This window comes from Bacillus sp. T17B1, from assembly GCF_026796395.1.
GTDB lineage: Bacteria > Bacillota > Bacilli > Bacillales > Bacillaceae > Bacillus > Bacillus spizizenii_A.
Genome location: NZ_JALAYA010000023.1, coordinates 1 through 15,391, shown reverse-complemented (window position 1 = coordinate 15,391; position 15,391 = coordinate 1). Strand labels below are relative to the sequence as shown.

Genomic DNA, 15,391 nt, shown 5'->3' with positions numbered 1-15,391 from the left:
TATGGGTTCTAAAGTGTTGCGTCAGCAATTACTAACATCATACGTCGAATTCCTTGCATTTTCAAACGGATGATTTATAATTTAAGTATACAGGTTCTTCTGAACTTAAAATAACGGAGGTTGTCATGGCGAAAAGAATTTTTCTATTTATTTTAACGAATATTTTGGTGCTTACAACAATCGGAATCGTTTTGTCTGTTTTAAGCTCGGTTACCGGGGTCGGGACGTACTTTACAGCTGATGGCGGTATCGACCTAATTGCGCTCTTTGTATTCAGTTTAGTCGTTGGTTTTGTCGGCTCCTTTATGTCTCTTGCGATGTCCAGATGGATGGCAAAGACGATGATGGGTGTCAGAGTGCTAAATCCGGAAAAACACACGCTCAGCTATGAGGAACAGCAATTGGTTGACCGTGTTCACCGATTAAGCCGCTCTGCCGGTTTAACGAAAATGCCCGAAGTCGGAATTTACCGTTCACCCGAAGTGAACGCGTTTGCAACTGGGCCGTCAAAACGCCGTTCCCTTGTGGCAGTGTCTTCAGGGCTGCTGGAGCAAATGGATGATGCCGCAGTTGAAGGGGTGCTTGCCCACGAGGTCGCGCATATCGCTAATGGTGATATGGTTACAATGACGCTTTTACAAGGTATCGTCAATACCTTTGTCGTCTTTTTATCGCGTATCGCAGCATGGATAGCGAGCCGTTTCGTCAAGGAAGATCTTGCGCCGATCGTTCATTTTATTGCAATGATTGTTTTTCAGATTGTCTTTTCCATACTCGGCAGCCTGGTTGTGTTTGCGTACTCACGCCATCGCGAATTTCATGCTGACAGGGGAGGAGCGGATCTTGCCGGCAAGGATAAGATGATTCATGCGCTTCGGACGCTTAAGAGCTACTCTTCCCGCATTATGGAAGACGATCAGACAGCTGTCCAAACATTAAAGATTAATGGCAAGAAGCGTTCTTCGCTTTTCTCAACTCACCCTGATTTAGATGAGCGAATCAGACGGTTAGAAGCTAAATAATACAAACACATTGTTCCTCTGAGAGAATCCCTCAGAGGTTTTTTATTTTATGCTTTGACTAAAATAATAAAAAAATAAGCAAGTTAAGAAAATGTTTCGTAAAAGCCTTTAAAAATGGATCCGATATCTTTAGAATAATTACCGTACTTAAAAAGAGAGGCAGAAGGATTTTACATGAAATTAAAGGTTGGAAAATTGATACAGGCATTGTCGCCGGCCCAGCTAATTGCATTATATTATTTTCTTGCAGTCACTGTGGCAGTTATATTGCTGAGTCTGCCAGCGGCACATAAACCGGGGGCAGACTGGACGTTTATTGATGCCCTGTTTACGGCTGTCAGTTCAGTCAGCGTAACGGGGCTGACGGTAGTTGATACAGCTGATACATTCAGCACAATAGGCATTTTTATATTGGCATTTGTTCTGCAATTTGGCGGAATTGGTATTATGACGCTCGGAACGTTCATTTGGCTGATCATGGGTAAACGAATCGGGCTGAAAGAACGGAAACTGATTATGGTTGACCAAAACCAATCCCAGTTTTCAGGGATTGTCAATCTTATGAAACAGGTTCTTTTCCTAATCTTGTGGATTGAATTTTTTGGCGGGCTCATACTCGGCACTTATTTCTTAACCTACTATGATTCCTTTCAGGAAGCTTATTTACAAGGGTTTTTTGCCAGTATCAGCGCAACCACAAATGGCGGTTTTGATATTACGGGTAATTCGATGATCCCTTTTCGCCACGATTATTTTGTACAGTTTATTACTATGCTTTTAATTGTACTTGGGGCGATTGGCTTTCCCGTTCTTGTTGAAGTAAAGGATTTCTTGTTTTCAAAGCATCGAAGATATCCGTTTACACTTTTTACGAAAATCACGACGATTACGTTCGGCTCACTCGTCTTGTTTGGGGCTATCGGCATTTATGTCCTGGAAGCAAACCACGCGTTTGCCGGAAAGTCATGGCATGACATTTTGTTTCTGTCCCTGTTTCAATCAACGGCAACCCGAAGCGGGGGGCTGGCAACTATTGATATCAGCCAATTATCAGATGCTACAATATTTTTTATTTGCGCGCTGATGTTTATCGGAGCATCACCAAGTTCAGTAGGGGGAGGCATACGGACAACGACTTTCGCTCTGAACCTTCTTGCGCTGTTTCATTTTGCCCGCGGCAATAAGTCAGTCAAGGTATTCAAACGAGAGCTGCATCCTGCTGATCTCATGAAGTCGCTTGTTGTCACAATGATGGCGATTCTGCTTGTTTTTGGCTCGACACTCATTCTTACGATTACAGAAAAGCACTCCCTGCTGGAGCTTTTGTTTGAAGTGTGCTCGGCATTCGGTACAACCGGTCTGTCACTTGGAATTACTGCTGATTTAAGCAACGTTGGAAAATGTGTCATTATGATTGTGATGTTTATCGGGCGAATCGGTATCCTGACCTTCCTGTATCTGATCGGAAGAAAGGAAATTGAAGCGAATTATCATTATCCGAAAGAAAGAGTGATTATTGGCTAGAAAAACACCGCATAATTTGCGGTGTTTTTTGATTGCCAAAAAAAAGATGTGTGGCGCAGCTTGAGTTGGAGAACCTAACATCAACAGGTGCAGTTTAACGCTCCTGCATCTTTAAGCGAAATAAGATGTCTGAAAAATTGGCGAGGAGGATTTTAATGAAGCGAAAAGCCGAAGTGAATGAAGCCATTAAAAATAACAATACACCTACTGAGAGCATGGACCCCAATTCTTATAAGACCCAGTATCATGACAACCCGAATTTTAGGGGTGCAAACCGTAATTCCAAACAGGGTCAGCAAGGAGGCATGTGACTTTGAAGAAAAACCGTCATAGCAGAGATATGCAAAATCATAAAAAACCTATGAATCAGAAAGTGCTGGAGGAAGAATTTTCAAGTGAACTAGGGGATTACAATGCCGGCAAGATCATCGAAATGCTAGAAATCACAAAGCCTGAAAAGAAAAAAGAGAAAAAACAAAAATAAAAAAAGACCTCTTAGGCGATGTCTCGCTTAAGAGGTGCTTTTCTATTTTAAATAAGCGTTTTTGCCCGTTCCTCTGACAAATTGCATTAAGCTGGTCATTCTCAGCTCAATGAAGGGCTGAGCAACTGTCTTCACAAAATTGCTGGAGAGTACTGATGTCAGGGCTGCTGTTAAAAGCAAGAGAATCACTAAGCTCTGATAGTCAGTAAGCGAATCCTCAAGTCCGATCTGTCTCAGCGTTTTAATAATAAACCCATGAAGCAAATACACGTAAAATGTCCGGGTTCCCCATTTCGTAAAGAAGAACCGTTTTTGCGGAACGAGTGCTAAAAAGCTGAAGGTCGCCGCAAAGGCGAGTACATACCAGCCGATCCGGGAAAGTCCGCTTGCCAAGGTAACGTCTCCAAATGAAGAATACGGTTTTGAACCAAACAGAAAAGAATAGTCAAAGTCGATGCCCCAGCAGATGACGAATACAGCGGCCAATACCCCGAGCGCAATTTGTTTGCCCCGTTTTGATCTCAATAAATCAAAATGATGTTTATTTAAATAAAACCCGACAAGGAACATCGGTAAGAATACAAACGTCCGCGACAGGCTCAGCGTGCTGCTGACAAAGTCTAAATAGCCGATCAGCACGGCAATTCCGCAGCTGACAAACAGCGCCCATAGCTTTGAAAGCTTTGAAAAAGGATAAAGCAGCAGGTTCCAAAAAAATAAGCTTACAAGAAACCATAACGACCATTGCGGATCAATCGGATTCACATTTGCCATGCTTTCGTCTTGCATAATGTAATAGAAGACAGAATAGATGATTTGGAAAATCAAATACGGAATAATCAGCTTGACCGCCAGCTTTTTCACATATCCCGCGCGTTTAAAGCCTTTTGCGAAATAACCGGATACGAGAATAAAGGCAGGCATGTGGAATGTGTAAATGAACTTGTAGAGGTAGAGCATAAAGTTGTTATCATTAATAAAGGAACGAAGAATATGACCGAATACAACAAGGAATATCAATAAGAATTTTGCATTATCGAAATAACTGTCCCGCGATTTACTCATAGCATCACCTTCTCTTTAATCAGTCACTAAGAGATTATTCCCTGCTGGTATATATTTTAAAATAAAAAATGAAAAAGGAATTAAAAAATGGCTGATTGTTAGGACGATGTAAAGTGGCGGTAAGGATCGTAGAAAATGTCTTCGTTATGTAATCGCGATGACATTTTCTGAAATTTATAGGGCAAATGAAGGAAGTTCCCGCATTTTGTAGAAATATTGAGGGATAGGTTGTGAAGAAGGAGTGTACACGCATGGAAACTCTTGGTGCTCAGACAAATTCGGAGCTGCGGGAAGAACTGAAGCGTCTCAAAGAAGAAAATGCCCGGCTGAAAAAGGAATTGAATCAGCATCAAGTGATTGTCAACAATACGCTCGATGCTATTTTTATATGTGATAATGAAATGCGAATTGTTCAGGCAAATGAAGCAACAGAGAGGATGCTTCAAGTGGATTCGGAAGATTTGAAAAAGCGTTCCGTTTTGGATTTTTTGTTTCCAATCCCAGAGGATGAACTGAGTCTTGCTGTAAAAAAGTTTTTTAAAAAAGGGTTCCTATGGAAGGAGGTCCCGATCAGGCTTGACGGCGGGGCGACAAAATACATAGAGTTTCTGGCCAAAAGAGGGATTGGCGAGGATTTCTTTTTTGTTGTCATGAGAGACATATCTTCAAAGAAAATACTGGAGCGGGAATTCTCTATGAATGAACAGCTTTTTAAGGACTTGTTTGACAGAGCTGTTGACGGAATCGTCCTTTTTGATAAAGATGGCGGTTTTATTGATGCCAATTTGTCCTTCTGTAAAGGTTTTGAAATCAATCATAATGAGCTATCTCATTTATCGTTGTATGAGTTCATAGACAGTGGCTCACGAAAAGATTTCGACAATGTCTGGAAGACGCTCAACCGCAAGGGAAAAGCAAAGGGAGAGCTGCCCGTCAAGCTTCGTTCAGGCGTTCAAAAGCTATTTGAATTTACGATTACATCAAACATCATCAGCGGGTTTTATATGTCCATTATGAGGGATATTACAGAGAAGCGGTCTATGGAGCTGCAGCTCTTTAAAAGTGAGGAGCGCTTCAGAGAAATATTTGAAAATGCGATGGACGCTATTATTATCTGGTCGAATGACGGAAGAATCGTGAAGGCGAATCAGTCAGCCTGTAAAATATTTGAGCTGCCGATGAATTTGCTGTTGAAACGAAGGCTGTGCGATTTTCTCGTTGACTCGCAGCAGAAATACAGCATAACGAGGAGGAAATACGCAAAATACGGAGAGATCAGAGAAGAGCTGCTGTTTCAAATGGGGAATGGCCAGTTCAAAGAACTTGAATTTACTTCAAAGCGGACAATATTAGAGAACCAGCACTTGACGATTTTAAGAAACGTCAGTGATAGAAAGCGAATGGAAAAGGAGCTTCGGGAAAGTGAGCTGAAATTCAGAAAAGTGTTCAATGGCTCAATGGACGGCAATGTATTGTTCGACAATCAATACAGAATCATCGACGCCAACCCGTTAGCAAGCCATATTTTAGGCCTGTCACATGAAGAAATTAAACAGCACAGCCTGTTAGATATTATTTCTTCGTATGAAATAGAAAATCTTGCATCACCGGCAAGACAGATTAATTTTGATGAGATGGACAACGAAATTCCATTTTTGTTGAGCAGCAGTGACAACAGAAAACTGGAATTCTCATTTAAACGAAATATTATTCAAAATATGAACCTCGCTATCTTTAAAGACGTAACGGAGCGAAAAGAACTGGAGGAACGCCTTCGCAAGTCAGATACCCTTCATGTAGTCGGCGAACTCGCTGCCGGCATCGCTCATGAAATCAGAAATCCGATGACAGCTCTTAAAGGCTTCATTCAGCTCCTGAAAGGAAGTGTGGAGGGAGACTACGCCCTTTACTTTAACGTAATCACCTCAGAACTAAAGCGCATCGAATCCATCATCACCGAATTCTTGATTTTAGCCAAGCCCCAGGCCATTATGTATGAAGAAAAACATGTTACCCAAATTATGAGAGACACCATAGACCTTCTAAACGCGCAAGCCAATTTAAGCAACGTACAAATGCATCTTGATTTAATCGACGACATTCCCCCGATCTACTGTGAACCGAATCAGCTGAAACAGGTATTTATCAATATATTAAAAAATGCCATTGAAGTGATGCCTGACGGCGGAAACATTTTTGTGACGATAAGGACACTGGATCAAGATCATGTTCTCATCTCCTTAAAAGACGAGGGAATTGGAATGACAGAAGATAAATTAAAGCGCCTTGGTGAACCGTTTTATACGACAAAGGAACGGGGAACTGGACTTGGGCTTATGGTAAGCTATAAAATTATAGAAGAACATCAAGGCGAAATCATGGTAGAAAGTGAAGAAGGGAAGGGCACCGTTTTCCATCTTACGCTTCCCGTCAGACAGAATGCTGAAGAAAGAAGGATTGATGAATGAACTACTACACGACAGCGGAAACGCCGCTCGGGGAACTCAAAATTGCCGAAGAGGATGGCAAAATCACCCGTCTATTTCTCAGCCAGGAAGATTGGATGGAATGGAAAGTAACCGTTCAGCCTACAGAGCACAAGGAAACACCTTACCTGGCAGAAGCGAAAAAACAGCTTCATGAATATTTCGCCGGCGAAAGAAAGACATTCTCACTGCCGCTGAGCCAAAAAGGCACCCCTTTTCAGCAAAAAGTGTGGGAGGCGCTGGCGATGATACCATACGGAGAATCCCGATGCTATGCTGACATTGCCGCTGCGGTTGGAAGTCCGAAAGCGGTGCGCGCAGTCGGACAGGCTAATAAACGTAACGACCTGCCAATTTTTGTCCCGTGCCACAGAGTGATCGGCAAAAACAGCGCGTTAACGGGGTACGCCGGGAGCAAAACCGATATCAAAGCATTTTTGCTGAACATCGAGCAAATATCCTATAAAGAAAAATAAAACATATGGCACGTTCCATTTTTTTACGACCGACATATCATTTTATTAAGTTAAAAAAGTTGGTCTGATGAAAAAGGAGGACAAAGCAATTGAAGCCGAGCCGCTCTGAGAAAATTGCTGTTTTTGCCAATCTGTTTGTGAAAATGCATATTTTATCCAGCGCTCAAAAAGATGAAATTATTCATATCATTAAAAACAAACAAAAAAACCGCTGACTCGGCCCGAAATGAGCAAAGTCCAGCGGTTTTTTAATGTACCTTTTCGCCTCTAAACAGCTGTTCAATTTCTTCTTCGTAGTTACCGGTCATAATCCCTTTTTCTGTGATGATTCCTGAAATGAGATCATGAGGCGTAATGTCAAAAGCGGGATTAAAGACAGGCACATCGGATGGAGCCGTCCGTACTCCGGAAATCTGCCTTACTTCCTCAGGATCCCGTTCCTCTATCGGGATATCTGCGCCGCATTTCACTTTTGGATCAAATGTAGATAAAGGTGCGGCGACAAAAAACGGAATATCAAAGGCGTTTGCTAAAATCGCGAGACCGTATGTTCCGATTTTATTTGCCGTATCACCGTTCTTTGCAATTCGATCGGCTCCGACGATGACAGCGGAAATTTGTTTTTCCTTCATCGTGTGGGCGGCCATGCTGTCTGTGATAAGAGTGACATCAATGCCTCCCTGCATCAGCTCCCACGCAGTCAGACGTGAACCTTGAAGGACAGGCCTTGTTTCACAGGCATAAATATGCAGTCCCAAATCCTTTTGTTTGGCTAAGTAAAATGGAGCGAGCGCCGTTCCATAGCGGCTTGTCGCGATAGAGCCGGCATTGCAGATCGTCATAATCCGGTCTCCTTTTTTGAATAGCTGCAAGGCGTTTTGGCCGATCATCCGGCACGTTTCCTCATCCTCGACCTGAATCTGAATCGCTTCATGGACAAGGTTTGTTTTTGCTTCATTTACAGAAATGGCTTTTTCGATTGAATGACTCAGTCTCTCAAGCGCCCAAGATAAATTAATGGCGGTAGGCCGTGAGCTGTTTAAATATTGTTTGATATCTTCCAGTCTGCGGCGGAATTCCATGACATCATCTGTTTCAATGTCTTTTGCAGCAAGCGCAAGTCCGAAGGCAGCCGTAATGCCGATGGCTGGAGCACCTCTTACTTTGAGTGTGACAATTGCGTCAAACACATCCTCTTTTGTCGTCAGCTCCACATATTCCGTCACGTCAGGAAGCTTTTGCTGATTTAAAATGGTAATGGCTGTTTCCTTCCATTCAACAGAACGGGGAACAGAAAATGAATAGGTCATGAATACATCATTCCTTTACAAGTAACTTAAATAATTCAATAACACCTGTTATCGTTTTGAATTCCGAACGTTTTTCGATAAAGGCTGTGCCGGTTTCGAGCGCAAGCCGTTTTCGGGCGATTCGTTTATCAAATGGCACGATTGTATCCAGATCAGCCACATGGGCAAGACCGATCGCGCGGCGTATCAGTTCGCAGCCCGCAAACCCGATCGCCTCTTCAAAAATATGACTGAGCGTATCAGTAAGATAACCGTCAATTTTAGCGTAAACATCCAGACTGTCCTTCTCCCAGGCTTCAATGAATGTCTCTTGAAATGTTTCCCAGACCTGCTTGACATGGTGATATAACGGCTCTCTTTCAGCCCCGTCACGGCCGAGCGCGTTCAAAAATAAGTTGGCGATAAATTGACCTACATCAAAGCCGATCGGTCCGTAAAAAGCAAATTCAGGATCAATCACCTTTGTTTCTTGTTCGCTGGCAAAAATGCTTCCTGTATGCAAATCACCGTGAATCAGGGTTTCTGCCGATGTTAAAAATGACTTTTTCAGCTTTGCGGCTTCGAATTTGACGTTGTCATTTTTCCAGAGCTTCTCGACAAAAGGACGAAGCTCTTCTTCAAAATCATTTGTGTCATGGTCAAAGAAAGGGTCAGTAAAGACAAGTCTTTCCGTAATGTCGCACAGCTCCGGATTTGTAAACTGTTTAACAAGTTGTTTTTTCACCTTGGGTTCAAGCGCGTAATCTGATGAATAGAAAAGGGTCTTTCCTAAAAATTCACCGATGTGCTGTGACAGATACGGATAATGGTCACCCTCAATGAGTCCTTTTCTTGCGATTTTGAGGTGAGAGAGATCCTCCATGACCGTAACCGCCATTGCTGTATCAGAATAAAACACTCTTGGAACCATATGAGGGACATGCTCGCCTTGTCGGATGAGAGCGCTGCTTTCAATTCTTGCGCGATCGATTGTCAGCGGCCAGCTTTCTCTGACGACTTTTGCATAAGGAACCGCCTGTTTAATGATCAAAGCCCTGTCATGTTCTTGATCATAAATATGAAAAACGTAATTTAAGTTGCCGTCGCCGATCTCCTGGCATGTCAGCGTGCTTTTGCTTGGAAATAAGCCAAGCTTCACCGCCAGCGCCACAGCTGAACTTTCATTTAACGTTTCGTATAAAGGTGTTTTTGTGACTGCCATTGTTATAACCTCCAATTATGTAATCTCTTGATATGCGTGCCGCAGAATGGCCGTAAAAAAGCCTCCTTCTCAGAGAGAAGGAGGCTTAACAATTATGTCCCGCCTCTCTTATCTCTCAGATCAGATCTGATGGAATTAGCACCGTGCCTTACGAGACCTCAGTCTCGGCGCCAAGAAGATGCGCCCCATTTCACAATGGAATTACGGTCGGTTGCTGTTGGGGTCAAAAGGCCAATCCCTCGCCCAACTCTCGATAAGAGAATATATTCACTTGTTAAACAATTCTAATTTATCAGTTGATGAAAATAGTAACAGGTTTGTGATTGAATTGTCAATATATTTTTTAATATAAATCTTTTCTGATATCATTGAAAACAGGAATTTTTCCCCGCACGTCAACGCTTTCTTGAAGGTCAATTTCCGCTCTGACAATGCCTTCTTCACGGCCGCCCTCGGCTAATATACGTCCCCAAGGGTCAATAATCAGGCTATGCCCGGCAAATTCATTATCTGGATTTGAACCGGTACAATTGCAGGCAGCGACAAAGCATTGATTTTCAATGGCCCGGGCAATAAGCAGGCTTCTCCAATGATCAAGACGGGGCAGAGGCCATTCCGCAGAAATGAACAGCATGTTAGCGCCTTTAGTCGTATGTTTTCTGATCCATTCCGGAAAACGAATATCATAACAGATCAGTCCTGAGCTTTTGACACCATCAAGCTCAAAGTATCCGTCTTCGGAACCGGCTGATAAATACACATGCTCATCCATCAGCTGAAAAAGATGGACTTTTCTGTACTCTTTAATGATTTGTCCTTCCTTATCCGCGATGTACATTGTATTATAAACATCAGAATCCTTTCTGACAGCAATAGATCCTGCGACAATATGAACCCCATGTTTTTTTGCGGTTTTTTGCAGCCACCTCTGAGCAGAATTCCCGTCTTCATCAGCGAGCTTATCAAGGTTGGCCAAGTCGTATCCAGTCGTCCATAATTCAGGAAGAACAAGAACATCTGCATGTTTGCTTTCTTTCTTAATCAAAAATTCAGCCTTTTTTATATTTTCCGAAGGTTTACCGTATGAAATATCAAATTGAAGACAAGATATCGTCCATTTCATCTTTTAAACACCCCAAATTTTTCTTTACTTTTTTCATTTAACCATATATGATGATGGACTATCATTTCAAGATTTTTTTAGAAGGTGAGAATAGATGAAATTTGAACAGTCTCATGTATTGCAGGAATTGCCTAAGCAATTCTTCGCTTCTTTGGTGCAAAAAGTGAACCGAAAGCTCTCAGAAGGACATGACGTTATCAATCTCGGACAGGGAAACCCTGATCAGCCGACTCCGGAACATATCGTCGAGGAAATGAAACGAGCCGTTGTTGATCCTGAAAATCATAAATATTCGTCTTTTCGCGGCTCATACAGACTGAAATCAGCCGCAGCAGCATTTTATAGACGAGAATACGGCATTGATCTTGACCCGGAGACTGAAGTCGCTGTATTATTCGGCGGAAAATCCGGTCTGGTCGAGCTCCCGCAATGCCTGTTGAATCCAGGTGATACAATTTTAGTTCCTGATCCGGGCTATCCTGATTACTGGTCTGGTGTCACACTCGCGAAAGCGAAAATGGAAATGATGCCGCTCGTAAAGGACAGGGCGTTTCTTCCTGATTACAGCAGCATCTCTGCTGAAGTGAGAGATCAGGCGAAATTGATGTATTTAAATTATCCGAATAATCCGACCGGCGCTGTGGCTACTTCCGAGTTTTTTGAAGAAACCGTGAGTTTTGCAAAGGAACACGGGATCTGTGTCGTTCACGATTTTGCTTACGGCGCTGTAGGATTTGACGGCTGCAAGCCGTTAAGCTTTTTGCAGACTAAAGGTGCGAAAGATATCGGAATTGAAATTTATACGCTGTCAAAAACGTATAACATGGCAGGATGGCGGGTCGGCTTTGCTGTCGGTAACGCTTCGGTCATTGAAGCAATCAATCTTTATCAAGACCATATGTTTGTCAGTCTTTTCAGAGCGACTCAGGAGGCTGCAGCGTCGGCACTGCTAGCTGATCAGACGTGTGTGGCGGAGCAAAATGCCTGGTATGAGAGCAGGCGAAACGCTTGGATTGCGGCATGCCGGGAAATTGGCTGGGATGTGACAGCTCCGGCAGGTTCATTTTTTGCATGGCTGCCTGTGCCTGAAGGCTATACTTCCGAACAGTTCTCAGACCTTTTGCTGGAAAAAGCGAATGTGGCGGTTGCGGCTGGAAACGGCTTCGGTGAATATGGCGAGGGCTACGTGAGAGTCGGACTGCTGACAAGTGAAGAAAGACTCAAAGAGGCCGCTTATCGAATTGGGAAACTGAACCTGTTTACCCAAAAAGCATTGACAAGATCTGATAACGATGGGATAATTCAAAATAATTTATAAAATCTATATTTTCTTATCAAGAGTAGGCAGAGGGACGAGCCCGATGAAGCCCGGCAACCGACTTATAAAGCACGGTGCTAATTCTTGCAGCTGGCGGCTGAGAGATAAGATTCGGACGAGAAACGAAACCTCTTTAGACGCGATTGCTGTTTGAAGAGGTTTTTTATATGGATGAAAATGAAAGGAGCTCTGGCATGAGTGAGTTAATAGCAACTTATCTCCTGACCGAACCGGGAGCCGATACAGAGAAAAAAGCAGAACAAATCGCTACAGGATTAACAGTAGGCTCATGGACAGATCTGCCCTTGGTGAAACAGGAGCAAATGCAAAAGCACAAGGGACGGGTGATAAAGGTAGAGGAAAGAGAGGAAGCTCCTGCATCAGGAAAACAAGCGGTGATCACAATTGCCTATCCTGACATCAATTTTTCTCAAGATATTCCGGCTTTGCTGACAACAGTGTTTGGTAAGCTGTCGCTGGACGGAAAAATCAAATTACTCGATCTTCATTTCTCTGAAGCATTTAAGCGCACGCTGCCGGGACCGAAGTTTGGCGTATATGGCATCCGGAAGCTGCTGGGAGAGTTTGAGAGACCGCTATTAATGAGCATATTTAAAGGGGTTATCGGAAGGGACCTGAGTGATATTAAAGAACAGCTCAGACAGCAGGCGCTTGGCGGAGTTGATTTGATTAAGGACGATGAAATTTTCTTTGAGACAGGTCTGGCACCTTTTGAAACAAGAATTACAGAAGGAAAGCAAATATTGAAAGAAACGTATGAGCAAACCGGGCATAAAACGCTGTATGCTGTGAATTTAACTGGACGTACGGCTGATCTAAAAGATAAAGCGAGACGCGCCGCCGAATTGGGAGCGGATGCGCTTTTGTTTAATGTCTTCGCTTACGGCTTAGACGTCATGCAAAGCCTAGCGGAAGATCCTGAAATCGCAATCCCGATTATGGCACATCCAGCTGTCAGCGGGGCGTTTACGTCTTCTCCGTTCTACGGATTTTCTCACGCTCTTTTGCTCGGAAAATTGAACCGGTATTGCGGTGCTGACTTTAGTCTCTTCCCATCTCCATACGGTTCAGTTGCGCTTCCAAAAGAAGCTGCGCTGGCAATTCACGAAGAATGTGTGAGAGAGGATGCCTTTAACCAAACATTTGCCGTTCCGTCAGCAGGCATTCACCCCGGTATGGTTCCACTTTTAATGCGGGATTTCGGTATAGATCATATTATTAACGCCGGGGGAGGCGTACACGGACACCCGAACGGCGCCCAAGGCGGGGGCAAAGCGTTCAGAGCCATTATTGATGCGGTCTTAGAAGCCCAGCCGATTGATGAAAAAGCCGAACAATGCAAAGATCTGAAGCTTGCGCTTGAGAAATGGGGAAAGGTTGAAGCTGTATGACGACTCGAAAGCCTTTAATTATTTGTGATTTTGACGGAACCATCACGATGAACGACAACATTATAAGCATCATGAAAACATTTGCTCCGCCGGAGTGGACGGCATTGAAAGACGGCGTATTATCCAAAACGCTGTCGATTAAGGAAGGTGTCGGGCGGATGTTCGGCCTTCTGCCAAGCCATTTAAAAGAAGAGATTACAAGTTATGTATTGGAAGATGCAAAAATCAGAGAAGGATTTCGGGAATTTGTAGCGTTTGTCAAGGAGCACGAGCTTCCGTTTTATATCGTAAGCGGAGGGATGGACTTTTTTGTATATCCATTGCTTGAAGGCATTGTGGAGAAAGACCATATTTATTGCAACCATGCATCATTTGACAGTGACTATATTCATATTGACTGGCCTCATTCTTGCCAAGGAACTTGCAGAAATCAATGCGGGTGCTGCAAGCCGTCAGTGATACATGAACTCGCCGAACCGAACCAATATATCATTATGATCGGTGATTCGGTTACAGATGTGGAGGCGGCAAAGCTGTCTGACCTTTGCTTTGCAAGGGATTATTTATTAAACGAGTGCCGGGAGCAGAACCTGAATCATCTCCCGTATCAAGATTTTTATGAGATCAGAACAGATATTGAGAATGTAACGGAGGTACAGGAATGGCTGCAAAACAAGAACGCTGGAGAGAACTTGCTGAAGTAAAGCGGGAATTGGCAGAAAGAGATTGGTTTCCGGCGACTAGCGGCAATCTGTCTATTAAGGTTTCTGATGAGCCTTTAACATTTCTCGTAACCGCAAGCGGTAAAGATAAACGAAAAGAAACGGATGAAGATTTTCTGCTGGTGGATCTAAACGGAGAGCCTGCCGAAAGCGGGCATTCTCTGAAACCGTCAGCGGAAACGCTTTTGCACACACATTTGTACAATAAATCCAATGCCGGATGCTGCCTGCATGTCCATACGGTAAACAATAATGTGATCTCTGAGCTATACGGAGATCAAAAGAAAATCACATTCAAAGGTCAGGAAATCATAAAAGCGCTTGGTCTGTGGGAAGAGAATGCAGAAGTGACCATACCGATCATTGAAAATCCGGCTCATATTCCGACGCTTGCGGCACTGTTTGCGCAAGAGATTTCAGAAGATTCAGGAGCTGTTCTGATCCGAAATCACGGTATTACCGTTTGGGGAAGAACAGCATTTGAAGCAAAAAGAGTACTTGAAGCATATGAATTTTTATTCAGCTACCATTTGAAATTGAAAACACTCCAGCACCAGCTGGTTACATAAAAGGAGGAACTGAAATGGCAACAATTCGTATTCATGATGAGGCAAATACAACGATTGAAAATCTAGAGGAAGTTGCAAGCTTTTTGGACAGTCAAGAGGTTATTTATGAGCAATGGGATATCGCGAAGCTACCGGAACAGCTTTCAGAGAAATATAATCTGACAGAAGAAGAAAAACAGCAAATCCTTAATACCTTTGAAACTGAAATTAAAGATATCTCAGCCCGCCGCGGATACAAAGCACAGGATGTTATTTCTTTGTCAGACAGCAATCCGAAACTTGATGAACTGCTTGAGAACTTTAAAAGAGAGCATCACCATACAGACGATGAGGTCCGTTTTATCGTAAGCGGACACGGCATTTTTGTCATTCAGGGCAAGGATGGCACGTTTTTTGATGTCCGATTAAACCCTGGAGATTTGATCTCCGTGCCTGAAAATATACGCCATTACTTTACACTTCAGGAGGATCGCAAAGTTGTCGCGGTAAGAATCTTCGTCACAACTGAAGGATGGGTTCCAATTTATGAAAAAGACAGCGTGAATCAATAAATAAAAAGCCCCGTTCGAAGAACGGGGCTCAGCTTGTAGAGAAAACGATGTTTTTCTACAAGCTTTTTTTGTTTTACGCTGATTTTTTGGATATTCAGCTGATTTCAAAAACAGAAAAAGAGCTCCCG

The 15,391-nt window shown here is 43.2% G+C and carries 16 protein-coding genes and 2 riboswitches; of the genes, 12 read left to right on the top strand and 4 right to left on the bottom strand.

The window, feature by feature from the left end; genetic code table 11:
- The first annotated feature begins 125 nt into the window (after positions 1–125).
- From htpX to MOF34_RS12235, 4 genes are all read left to right on the top strand, one after another.
- A complete protein-coding gene (gene htpX, locus MOF34_RS12250) occupies positions 126–1,022 on the top strand; it encodes a protease HtpX (protein WP_268400314.1) in 897 nt (298 codons plus the stop codon).
- A gap of 174 nt (positions 1,023–1,196) precedes the next feature.
- Positions 1,197–2,546 carry a Ktr system potassium transporter KtrD gene (gene ktrD, locus MOF34_RS12245; protein ID WP_268400312.1) on the top strand — a complete coding sequence of 450 codons (1,350 nt, stop codon included), beginning with the start codon at positions 1,197–1,199 and terminating at the stop codon, positions 2,544–2,546.
- Positions 2,547–2,701: 155 nt separating this feature from the next.
- Positions 2,702–2,857: a hypothetical protein gene (locus MOF34_RS12240; RefSeq protein WP_003218577.1), complete on the top strand. Its 156-nt coding sequence runs from the start codon at positions 2,702–2,704 to the stop codon at positions 2,855–2,857.
- A gap of 2 nt (positions 2,858–2,859) precedes the next feature.
- On the top strand, positions 2,860–3,030 hold the full coding sequence (locus tag MOF34_RS12235) for a hypothetical protein (RefSeq protein WP_268400310.1): 171 nt from the start codon (positions 2,860–2,862) through the stop codon (positions 3,028–3,030).
- Positions 3,031–3,072: 42 nt separating this feature from the next.
- On the opposite strand, the gene MOF34_RS12230 is transcribed toward MOF34_RS12235, so the two are convergent.
- Positions 3,073–4,095 (bottom strand): acyltransferase family protein, encoded by a 1,023-nt coding sequence (locus tag MOF34_RS12230; RefSeq protein WP_019714176.1) that lies wholly within the window; start codon positions 4,093–4,095, stop codon positions 3,073–3,075.
- 251 nt (positions 4,096–4,346) lie between these two features.
- Here MOF34_RS12230 and kinE point away from each other — a divergent pair, with 251 nt between their 5' ends.
- From kinE to MOF34_RS12215, 3 genes are all read left to right on the top strand, one after another.
- Positions 4,347–6,563 (top strand): sporulation two-component system sensor histidine kinase KinE, encoded by a 2,217-nt coding sequence (gene kinE, locus MOF34_RS12225; RefSeq protein ID WP_019714177.1) that lies wholly within the window; start codon positions 4,347–4,349, stop codon positions 6,561–6,563.
- Positions 6,560–7,057 (top strand): methylated-DNA--[protein]-cysteine S-methyltransferase, encoded by a 498-nt coding sequence (locus tag MOF34_RS12220; RefSeq protein WP_268400309.1) that lies wholly within the window; start codon positions 6,560–6,562, stop codon positions 7,055–7,057. Before kinE ends, MOF34_RS12220 begins: the two co-directional genes overlap by 4 nt.
- Before the next feature lie 89 nt (positions 7,058–7,146).
- The gene (locus tag MOF34_RS12215; RefSeq protein WP_019714179.1) at positions 7,147–7,272 is read left to right on the top strand and encodes a hypothetical protein; all 126 of its coding nucleotides are present in this window, start codon (positions 7,147–7,149) and stop codon (positions 7,270–7,272) included.
- 33 nt (positions 7,273–7,305) lie between these two features.
- On the opposite strand, the gene mtnA is transcribed toward MOF34_RS12215, so the two are convergent.
- The 3 genes from mtnA to MOF34_RS12200 form a co-directional block, all read right to left on the bottom strand.
- Positions 7,306–8,367, bottom strand: coding sequence for an S-methyl-5-thioribose-1-phosphate isomerase (gene mtnA, locus MOF34_RS12210; protein WP_268400308.1), 1,062 nt, complete (start codon positions 8,365–8,367; stop codon positions 7,306–7,308).
- A 7-nt stretch (positions 8,368–8,374) separates the two neighbouring features.
- A complete protein-coding gene (gene mtnK / locus MOF34_RS12205) occupies positions 8,375–9,568 on the bottom strand; it encodes an S-methyl-5-thioribose kinase (RefSeq protein ID WP_268400307.1) in 1,194 nt (397 codons plus the stop codon).
- A 105-nt stretch (positions 9,569–9,673) separates the two neighbouring features.
- A riboswitch (SAM riboswitch) is annotated at positions 9,674–9,828 on the bottom strand.
- Between the two features lie 83 nt (positions 9,829–9,911).
- Positions 9,912–10,691, bottom strand: a complete 780-nt coding sequence (locus tag MOF34_RS12200) for a carbon-nitrogen family hydrolase (RefSeq protein ID WP_019714182.1) — start codon at positions 10,689–10,691, stop codon at positions 9,912–9,914.
- A 94-nt stretch (positions 10,692–10,785) separates the two neighbouring features.
- Here MOF34_RS12200 and mtnE point away from each other — a divergent pair, with 94 nt between their 5' ends.
- From mtnE to mtnD, 5 genes are all read left to right on the top strand, one after another.
- On the top strand, positions 10,786–12,009 hold the full coding sequence (gene mtnE, locus MOF34_RS12195; protein ID WP_268400306.1) for a methionine-glutamine aminotransferase: 1,224 nt from the start codon (positions 10,786–10,788) through the stop codon (positions 12,007–12,009).
- Positions 12,010–12,019: 10 nt separating this feature from the next.
- Positions 12,020–12,120: riboswitch (SAM riboswitch) on the top strand.
- 83 nt (positions 12,121–12,203) lie between these two features.
- On the top strand, positions 12,204–13,421 hold the full coding sequence (gene mtnW, locus MOF34_RS12190; protein WP_268400305.1) for a 2,3-diketo-5-methylthiopentyl-1-phosphate enolase: 1,218 nt from the start codon (positions 12,204–12,206) through the stop codon (positions 13,419–13,421).
- Positions 13,418–14,125, top strand: a complete 708-nt coding sequence (gene mtnX, locus MOF34_RS12185; RefSeq protein WP_268400304.1) for a 2-hydroxy-3-keto-5-methylthiopentenyl-1-phosphate phosphatase — start codon at positions 13,418–13,420, stop codon at positions 14,123–14,125. Before mtnW ends, mtnX begins: the two co-directional genes overlap by 4 nt.
- Positions 14,083–14,712, top strand: coding sequence for a methylthioribulose 1-phosphate dehydratase (locus MOF34_RS12180; protein WP_019714186.1), 630 nt, complete (start codon positions 14,083–14,085; stop codon positions 14,710–14,712). Before mtnX ends, MOF34_RS12180 begins: the two co-directional genes overlap by 43 nt.
- Before the next feature lie 14 nt (positions 14,713–14,726).
- The gene (mtnD, locus tag MOF34_RS12175; RefSeq protein WP_019714187.1) at positions 14,727–15,263 is read left to right on the top strand and encodes an acireductone dioxygenase; all 537 of its coding nucleotides are present in this window, start codon (positions 14,727–14,729) and stop codon (positions 15,261–15,263) included.
- Positions 15,264–15,391 lie beyond the last annotated feature (128 nt).